This is a genomic window from Nonomuraea zeae (genome assembly GCF_005889725.1).
Taxonomy (GTDB): Bacteria; Actinomycetota; Actinomycetes; order Streptosporangiales; family Streptosporangiaceae; genus Nonomuraea; species Nonomuraea zeae.
On sequence record NZ_VCKX01000409.1, the window covers coordinates 1 to 9,046 of the forward strand.

Consider the following 9,046-nt stretch of genomic DNA (forward strand, 5'->3'; position numbering starts at 1 on the left):
AGATGTGTATAAGAGACAGGGGCGGGGGTGTTGAGGCAGCAGCGGCAGGCCGGAACGGCTGCGCGCCGGGCCGCGGGTCTGGTGAGCCTCGCTGCCCGGCGCGCGGAGATCAACGTCGCTGGTGTGCGCCGCTGCTAATTAGCCGCCGAGTGCGCCGCTGGGCAGAAGGGTGGTGAGCGACGTTGCGTTGTTCAGCATGTTGAGCACGTCGAACACCGGCTGAAGCAGCGCGCCCACCGGGCCTCCCGCCGCCAGGGTGTCGGCGGCGGCGGGCGTGGTGAGGGCTGCGATCAGTAGCGCGCCACCGGCGAGGACACCGGCTGTACGGCCTATGAGTTTCATGGACGCCTCCACGAGAGTAACTAAGGGTGATCGGCACGCACTCTACGTGACCATGGTGTGCCGCTGTTCGATCTGGCGATCCGCCGCGCCGTCCATGAGGTTCCAAGATCGTTAGGCGCGGAACATAACTCGCCTATGGGTGTTACGCTCGAAGAAGATCATCCCTCAGAGAAGGAGGATCACCCATGAGTGTGCGATCGTTTCCGCTGACTCTGCGCGTCATCGTGAGCGGAGCAACACCGGACGAGATCAGAGAGACGGCCGTGGCGCAGGCCCTCTCGTTCTTCGGGGCGAGTGCCGAGCTGGACGTGCTCAGCGCCGAAGCCGAGCCGGACGGGGAGCACCACAGCCGCTACCACGCGACCGTCGTCTTCCGGAAAGTCGCCTGACGAGGCACGCCGGCCAGGGCGTCGGAGATGGCGGGCTGCTGCGGGTGGCCGTCCGGCGTCGATGGCGGTCGATGATCGCTGAGCTGGCTGGGTCGGGGGCCCCGCGAGAGGTCGATGATCGCTGAGCTGCGTGGCCGGGCTCCGCGAGACGGGTGCCGTCGCTCTATTGGTGAGTCGCCTTGGCGGTGGATTCGCGGACGATGAGCCTGGTGGGCGGGATGTCCGGGATGGGCCCAGGCGGCTCCTCGCCGAGGAGGCGCAGGAGCGTCAGTGCCGCCGCCGCGCCCAGCGACGCCAGATCCTGGGCCACGCTCGTCAGCGCCGGGTAGTGCCATGCCCCGATCGGCAGGTCGTCGTGGCCCACCACGGACAGGCCGCCCGGTACGTCGATCCCGGCGCGCTGTGCCGCGCCCATCCCCGCCAGCGCCATCATGTCGTTGGCATAGACGATGGCCGTGGGGCGGTCGGGCCGCCGGAGCAGCTCTTCGGTGATCGTCCTGGCCTCCAGGCTGTCGAAACGCCGCGCCGCGACGGTCGCCGGCGTGACCCCCGCCGCCCGCATGGCCTCGACGAACGTCTCGCGCCGCTGGACGGTGTGCACCCGGTCGTCCGGCCCCGAGACGTAGGCGACGCGGCGATGGCCCAGGTCGAGCAGATGGCGTGCGGCGTCGAGCATCCCGCGCAGCGGGTCGGCCGACTGCACGTGCGGCTGGGGATCGTCGCGCCAGGGGATGCCGATGAGCACGGCCGGCCGGTCCAGCTCGCGCAGCAGGGCGAAGCGGGGGTCGCCGATGCGGCTCTCGGTCAGCAGGAAACCGTCGACCCGCCGCTCGCGCACCAGCTTGCGGTAGGTGGCCGACTCGGCCTCGGGGTCGTCGCCCATCAGGTGCAGCTGGAGGCCGTAGCCGCGCGGCGCGAGAACCTGCTCGGCCCCGGAGATCATCACCGCGAAATAGGGGTCGGTCGCCAGGAGGTCGGTGGAACGGGCGATGACCATGCCCACGGACCGGGTGCGGGAGCCCCGTAGCGCGACGGCGGTGGCCGAGGGCACCCACTTCAGCTTCGCGGCGGCCTCCCGGACGGCGGTGGCGGTCTTGGGGGAGATCCCGCCGCGTCCGTTCATCACCTTGGAGACCGCCGAACGTGACACGCCGGCCAGCGCGGCGACGTCGTCGATGGTCGGCTGGTCCGCGTTCCTGCGCATCCGTTCACGATAACAGGCCGTGGAACGGTTGAGCGGTACGTGTTGACCGCCGGACGAGTTTGCAGGTAGAACGATTGGCCAGCTGATGGAAATCGTTCTACCAAATTTGGTGAGGTCAGGTACGTGAAGCGTCAATCGGCCAAGATCGGCCCGCCCGATGACCCGCAGATCTGGATCGGCGTCAACTACTGGTCCAGGACGGGCGGCCCGCTGATGTGGCGGTCCTACGACCCCGAGGTCGTCGTGGAGGAGCTGCGCGCGATGCGTGACCACGGCATGACCGTGACGCGCAGCTTCTTCTACTGGCCCGACTTCATGCCGACGCCCGACGCCCTCGACGAGGACCTGGTGGCCAGGTTCGGGGACTTTCTCGACCGGCACCTCGACCTCGGCATGAGCAGCATCCCGACCTTCATCGTCGGCCACATGTCCGGGCAGAACTGGGACCCGGCCTGGCGGCAGGGCCGCGACCTGTTCGGCGACGTCTGGTTCGTCTCCCGCCAGGCGTGGTACGTCAGGGAGCTGACCGCCCGGTTCAAGGATCACCCGGCCGTCGCCGGCTGGCTGCTGACCAACGAGATCCCCATCTACGGCGACTGGCCCTCGCGCGGCGTCGGCACGCTCAAGGCCGAGGAGGTCGCCGCCTGGGCGCAGATCCTGATCGACGCGGTCCGCGCGGGCGGCAGCCGCCAGCCCGTCTCGGTCGGCGACGGCGCCTGGGGCGTGGAGGTCACCGGCGCCGACAACGGCTTCAGAGTGCGTGATCTGGCCGGTCTCGTGGACTTCCACGGCCCGCATGTCTACCGGATGGAGACCGACCCCGTACGGCAGCACCTGGGCGCGGCCTTCGTCTGCGAGCTCCTCGACATCGGCGGCAAGCCGGTGATCATGGAGGAGTTCGGGCTGACCAGCGACTACACCAGCGAGGCGAACGCGGCCCACTACTACCGCCAGATCATGCACAACACGCTGCTCGCTGGCGCCACGGGCTGGCTGGCCTGGAACAACAGCGACTACGACGACCTGTACGAGGCCGAGCCGTACCGCCACCATCCGTTCGAGATGCACTTCGGGCTGATCGACTCGGCCGGGCGACCCAAGGCGCAGGCGCTGGAGGTGCGCGACTTCGCGGCGACGCTCCGGCGGGTGGATCTGGCCCGGTGTGGCCGCCCGGACGCCCCGGTCGCGCTGGTGGTGTCGTCGTTCCTGGACAGCCGCTATCCCTTCACCCAGCCCGAGGACGCCTCCGTGGTCTTCGACGTGGGGCGGCAGGCGTACGTGGCCGCGCGCGAGGCGGACCTGACGGTGGGGGTGGCCAGGGAGAGCGACGGCCTGCCCGGCGACTGCGATCTGTACCTCGTGCCGTCGGCCAAGCAGCTCACCGCGCCCGCCTGGCGGGCCCTGCTCGACCGGGCACGTGACGGCGCGACCGTCTACGCGTCGTACTTCGCCGGGGTGCACGCCACGCAGCGCGGCCCGTGGTGGCCGGACCTCGACGGCATGTTCGGCGTGCGCAAGCAGTCTCGCTACGGGCTGATCGAGCCGATCCACGAGGACGAGGTGCGGGTGACGATGACGGCCGGCCTCGGTGACCTGCGGGCCGGCACGGAGCTGGTCTTCCCGGCGGCCGGTACGGTGAACTCCCGGTCGTTCCTGCCGGTCGAGCCCGCGGGCGCGGAGGTCCTGGCCCGCGACGCGCACGGCCGTCCCGCGCTGCTGCGCCACGCGGTCGGGCGGGGGGCGATGGTGCTGGCGACGTACCCCTTCGAGTACATGGCGGCGGTCACTCCCGCCGCCAACCCCGAGCCGACCTGGCGGCTCTACCGGGCCCTGGCCCGTGCGGCGGGCGTGGTCCCGGCAGTCTCCTTCGACACGCCCCTGGTCAACGCCTCGCTGATGCGCCACGAGGACGGCCGGATCTTCGTGTGGTGCGTCAGCCAGTCCGGCGCCGAGACGGCCGCGACGCCGGTGGTCACGTCGGGCGTCCTGCGCGACGCCGCTGGCGCGGACGTCACCGGGGTCGTGCTGCCGCCCTACGGCGTGATCGTGCTGCAGCTCGACCCCGCCTGACCGCAGGCGATCCTCGCGGATCGGCCGTCGCTTCACGGGCGCTCGGCCGTCGTCTCACCGCAGCTCGTACGCCGCCTCACCGGCGCTCGTACGCCGCCTGACCACGGGCGGGTGACCTGCCGGGTGGTGCGGGCGTTTGCCGATCTGTGGGTGGGATAGCACAAGGAGGCTCTGGCGACACCCGCACTCGACGCCCATCCGGGGCTGGCGATTCGACGATGACGATGGAAACTGTGTTGCGCTGTCCTATCAGCGCCGATCTCGACCGCATCCGTGGCATGGTGCGCCTGCACGCCCGCAGCAGCGGACTGCGCGGGCACCGTTTAGACGACCTGGTGCTCGCGGTCAACGAGGCGGTGACCAACGTCCTCGACCACGGCGGCGCGGCCGGCACGGTCACCACTCGCGGCGACGCCCACGCGATCACGGTGGAGGTGCTGGACATGGCCGGCGCGTTGACGCCCGAGCACCTGGCCGCCCCCATGCCCGACCCGCCCGGCTCGTGCGGGTACGGGCTGTGGATCATCCAGTACCTGTGCGACGAGGTCGACGTGGAACAGCGCGACGGACGCTCCCGGCTGACCTTGCGCATGCGCCACCACGCCGAGCCCTCCCGCGGGACTCGGGAGAGGGAGTAATCACCGGTCAACGATGATTTGAGGATTCCACGGGCGTGGGGCGAATCCCGGCGCGGTATGGACCTGAGGTCGATACCAGTGAGGGACGGGGGAGCCCGTGGCGAAATCCTGGCCGGCGGTGGTGGCGTTGCTCGCGGCAGGTGCGGTGCTGGCGGGCGGGTGCTCCGGCGGTCCGGGCGGGTCCGATCCGGAGATGGTCGGCACCCAGCCGGCGGGGCAGATCGTCAAACCGGCCGGGAACATCGTCCCGGCCGGAGGCGGCGGAGACGTACCCGAGGCCACGCTCGCCGTGTGCAGGCAGTGCCAGTCGAAGCTGCAGAACGGCGAGAACGCGGCGTTGATGAAGCAGATGGATCAGAGCCTCACGCAGGCGGCTACCAGGCGGAACGTACGAGCGCCCAGCAAGAGAGCCGTCGCGCTGCTGTGCGCGGGCGCCGCCAGGACGAACCTCGGCCTGCACAAGGAGGCCCTCGAGAAGCTCCGGGCCGCGAGCCAGGTTCGCGAGGACCTGCCCGCCGAGACCCGCCCGCAGCTGCTGGAGCTGCTCTACCACGCCGAGCTCGTCAGCTCCGCGGCCATCGGCGACAGCGCGACGGCCCAGGCCGCCCTTGAGGGTCTGCGCGAGCTGGGGCGGAACACCGACCAGTACATCAAGGACGTGTGCTCGGCGGCGCCGGCCGCCGGGACGCTGCCCGAGTGCGGGGCGAGCACACCTTCGTCAGGACCGGCCGGATCCCCGTCCGGCGGGACGGGGACGCCCGCTCCCGGGCCGACCCCTCCGGGCGGCACCGAGCCCGTGCCCACGGACGACACCACGGTGACGCAGGAGCCGGGGACCCAGGAGCCGGGCAGCGAGGAGCCGGGGACCCAGGAACCGGGCAGCGAGGAGCCGGGGACCCAGGAGCCCGGACCGCAGGAGACCGATGACGGCCCGGCCGCACCGGACGAGACCTAGAAACCGCCCGGGCCGGACCCATCGCCCATGAAGCCCATGAAGACGCCCGAACGTGATGACGAGCCCGGCGCCGCGACCGGTCAGGACTTCGCCCGCGTATGGAGCGTCCTCGCCCACATCGTGACGCCGACCACCTTCGTCGCAGCGCTGATGATGTATTTCGGCTCGGTACGCACCAATACGACCTACCGCATCCTCGGCGTGGACCCCAGCATGCTGGGCCTGTCGTTCCAGGACTACGTGCTGCGCAGCGTCGGGCTGACCATGGAACCGCTGGTGATGATCCTGCTCGTGCTGCTTGCCGCCCTTCCGGCGCACGCCCTGCTGATCCGCCTGGTCGCCGGTCACCGGACCGCCGCGACGCGGGTCGCGGCGGCGCTGGCCGTGCTCGGGGTCGTGGGCGTGGCGCTGGGCGTCGTGGGGCTGGCCGGCTGGGTGAGCCTGAACGTCAGGGCGCCCGTCGTGCCGATCTGCCTGGGCCTGAGCGTGTTCCTGCTGGGCTACAGCGCCTCCGTGCGCGTCGTCGCCAATCCCGGGCGGGCCAGGCCCGGCACGGATCAGGTCATCCGCCGTACTCTCTTCCTGGCTCTCCTCCTGCTCCTGCTGCTGTGGTCGGTCGCCGGCTACGCGCAGCTACGGGGCGAGGACGTGGCCGACCGCTTCCGGCAGCATCCGACGCTCCTGCCGGGTGCGGTCGTCTACGCGCCGCAGCGGCTCTACCTGGAGGGCGCCGGGATCACGGAGACCGCGCTCCCGGACGAGCACGCGATGTTCCGCTACCGGTACGGCGGCCTGAGCCTGCTCATCCACTCCAACCACCGGTATTTCCTGCTCCCGGCCTGCTGGGCGACGACTCCGCAGGCGCGGGCGATAGCCCTGCCCGATGACGAGTCGCTGCGGCTGGAGTTCTTCGTGGTCACCACGCCGCCGGCGTGCCCGCCCGCACCGTGACGGCCGCGGCGGCGAACGCCGGTCAGGCGCGTTCCGCGCGGTGGACGAGAGCGGCGATCCGGGCGCTGACCTCCGGCCAGACCTTGGGCGGGAAATTGTGCCCCATGCCCTCGACGACCACGAACTCGGCGCCCGGGATGGCCTCGGCGGTGGACCGCCCGCCGGCGATGTCGGCGGTGGCGTCGGCGGCGCCGTGGATCACCAGCGCGGGCACGTCGAGCTCGCGCAGTCTCCCGGTACGGTCGCCCGACCCGATGACCGAGGCCGCCTGCCGGAGCATGCCGGACAGGGACCAGCCCCGGTCCCAGGCGCGTTCGGCCACGGCGCGGACCGCCGCCAGGTCGGTCTCGACGCCGTTCGCCCCCGCCCCGCCGACCATCCGCTCGACGTACAGCTCGCGGGTGGTCGGGGCGGGGCCGCTCACGCGCTGCGGCCCTCCGGGACGCGCCGGGGGCACCATGCGGTCGCTGGTCGTGGACATGATCGACGTCAGCGTCCTGACCCGGTCGGGGTGCTCGATCGCGACGACCTGGGCGATCATCCCGCCGAGCGAGGCGCCGACGAGGTGAACGCTGTCCAGCTCCAGCGTGTCCAGCAGGCCGATCGTGTCGGCGGCCAGGTCGGCGAGCGTGTACGTCACCGAGGACAGGTCACCGGCCAGCGCGGCCGGGATGTCCGGCTCGGGCGCGTCGTCGAAATGGGTGGACCGGCCGCTGTCGCGATTGTCGAATCGGATGAGGTGCAGGCCGTGCCCGACGAGCGCGGCGCAGAGGCCGTCAGGCCAGTTGATCAGTTGCCCGCCGGCTCCCATGATCATGAGTACGGGTGGCGCGCCGGGGTCGCCCAGCCGCTCGTAAGCCACCTCGATCCCCGCCGGGCCGACATCGAACGCCTTCTCCTCGGCCACCGTCAGATCATCCCTTCCCGGAAGACCACGCAAGCTGGCAGGGCCTGAATTCTCCTGTCGTGCTCTTGATTCTCGCAAGACCCGAGAATTGCGGGCAATTGCGCGAACGACCTGCACGCGGTCGCGGTCACACCATGGGATAACCTGTCGCAGGACAAGACGCGAGACCCCGATCCCCAACTGGCCGTTCGAGCTCGGGGCCCCGCTGCGGCGGGCTCAGCGGGCTGCCGGCCAGCTGAGCCCGCGGTGCTTGAGGTACCAGTCAAGAAGCATCAAGGCAAGCTGCAGTAACAGCACCTGCCTCTGCATGTCGTCTGGATCCTCCCTTGTGACCTGCAACGGTTTCTCCCATGTTGACCCGATGTTCCTCTTCGAGGGCTGGCCCGGGTCGCTGCGGCCGACCCATATGGAATGCCGGCCGACTGGATGGGGATGTTGCTCCAGGCACGCCTGAATCGTAACGGGCACAGGGGTTCTAAGGTGCGGTTCGCCTAATTTAGGACAGCCATTAGCCGGTGTTTATCGATATTTATGCATCTATAGATGCCATATCGCCGAAGGTGAGCAATCTAGTTATATGTACCTCGGCATGCCGATAGTCCTGTTTTGGGATTTATGAGTAGCTGGGGTATGTGGCGCAATGTCTCGTATGCGAGAGCCCGGCACTCGTGTTCCCATAGGCAGAGCTTCCGCTGTCATCATGCTGATAGACACCTTTGAGCCAGGAGACGACGCCTCATGTCTGGTCCCCACCCGCTGGCCGAGAGTGACCCCGGGCGGATCGGGGACTACCGGCTGATCGGGGTGCTGGGCGTGGGCGGGCAGGGAGTCGTCTATCTGGGGGAGGCCCCCTCGGGGCAGCGGGTCGCCGTCAAGACCCTGCATGCCCGTACGGCCTGCGACGCCGACGCCCTGCAACGGTTCCTGCGCGAGAGCGAGATCGCCCGCTCCGTGGCGGCCTTCTGCACGGCGCGGGTCATCGACGCCGGGGTCGCCGACGGGGCACCCTACCTGGTCAGCGAGTACGTACCGGGCCCGTCCCTGGACGAGCTCGTAACCAGTGAGGCGCCGCGCACCGGCGGCGGGCTGGACCGGCTGGCGATCACCACCCTGGTCGCGCTGGACGCCATCCATCGGGCCGGCATCGTGCATCGGGACTTCAAGCCCAGCAACGTGATCATGGGCCAGGAAGGGCCCGTCGTCATCGATTTCGGCATCGCCCGGGTGCTGGACCACTCCACCACGGGATCCGGCCTGATCGGCACCCCGGCCTACCTGGCGCCGGAACAGCTCAACGGAGAGCCGGCCACGGCCGCGTCCGACGTGTTCGCCTGGGCGGCGACCATGGTGTACGCCGCCACCGGGCACCGGGCCTTCTCCGGCACGGTCGCCGCAGGGGTGCTCAACGCGATCATGACCCATGAGCCCGACCTGGCCGGTGTCCCCGACCACCTCCGCCCTCTGCTGGCCGCCGGCCTGGCGAAGGATCCCGCGTCCCGGCCGAGCGTCGGCGACCTGTTCACCGCGCTCACCCACGAGACCCCGCTCAGGCACACGGGCGCCCGCCGTCCCACGCCCGTCTCGTATACC

At 70.3% G+C, this 9,046-nt stretch carries 9 protein-coding genes; 6 read left to right on the top strand and 3 right to left on the bottom strand.

The annotated features are described in order from the left end of the window. Positions 1-138: 138 nt before the first annotated feature. Complete coding sequence (locus ETD85_RS56760) at positions 139-342, bottom strand: hypothetical protein (RefSeq protein ID WP_138698141.1); 204 nt, start codon at positions 340-342, stop codon at positions 139-141. A 185-nt stretch (positions 343-527) separates the two neighbouring features. Between ETD85_RS56760 and ETD85_RS56765 the strand changes: the two genes are divergently transcribed. Then, complete coding sequence (locus tag ETD85_RS56765; RefSeq protein ID WP_138698142.1) at positions 528-731, top strand: hypothetical protein; 204 nt, start codon at positions 528-530, stop codon at positions 729-731. Between the two features lie 163 nt (positions 732-894). On the opposite strand, the gene ETD85_RS56770 is transcribed toward ETD85_RS56765, so the two are convergent. After that, positions 895-1,935, bottom strand: coding sequence for a LacI family DNA-binding transcriptional regulator (locus ETD85_RS56770; protein WP_138698143.1), 1,041 nt, complete (start codon positions 1,933-1,935; stop codon positions 895-897). 123 nt (positions 1,936-2,058) lie between these two features. Between ETD85_RS56770 and ETD85_RS56775 the strand changes: the two genes are divergently transcribed. The 4 genes from ETD85_RS56775 (at position 2,059) to ETD85_RS56790 (ending at position 6,549) form a co-directional block, all read left to right on the top strand. After that, positions 2,059-4,005, top strand: coding sequence for a cellulase family glycosylhydrolase (locus tag ETD85_RS56775; RefSeq protein ID WP_206059525.1), 1,947 nt, complete (start codon positions 2,059-2,061; stop codon positions 4,003-4,005). Between the two features lie 233 nt (positions 4,006-4,238). Beyond that, the gene (locus tag ETD85_RS56780) at positions 4,239-4,643 is read left to right on the top strand and encodes an ATP-binding protein (protein WP_170247400.1); all 405 of its coding nucleotides are present in this window, start codon (positions 4,239-4,241) and stop codon (positions 4,641-4,643) included. Positions 4,644-4,740: 97 nt separating this feature from the next. Beyond that, the gene (locus ETD85_RS64095; RefSeq protein WP_170247401.1) at positions 4,741-5,598 is read left to right on the top strand and encodes a hypothetical protein; all 858 of its coding nucleotides are present in this window, start codon (positions 4,741-4,743) and stop codon (positions 5,596-5,598) included. A gap of 27 nt (positions 5,599-5,625) precedes the next feature. Continuing rightward, positions 5,626-6,549 carry a hypothetical protein gene (locus ETD85_RS56790; protein WP_138698145.1) on the top strand — a complete coding sequence of 308 codons (924 nt, stop codon included), beginning with the start codon at positions 5,626-5,628 and terminating at the stop codon, positions 6,547-6,549. Between the two features lie 22 nt (positions 6,550-6,571). On the opposite strand, the gene ETD85_RS56795 is transcribed toward ETD85_RS56790, so the two are convergent. Further along, complete coding sequence (locus ETD85_RS56795) at positions 6,572-7,456, bottom strand: alpha/beta fold hydrolase (protein WP_138698146.1); 885 nt, start codon at positions 7,454-7,456, stop codon at positions 6,572-6,574. 738 nt (positions 7,457-8,194) lie between these two features. On the opposite strand from ETD85_RS56795, the gene ETD85_RS56800 reads away from it, so the two are divergent. Beyond that, on the top strand, positions 8,195-9,046 hold an 852-nt coding region (locus ETD85_RS56800; RefSeq protein WP_138698147.1), incomplete at its 3' end, for a serine/threonine-protein kinase.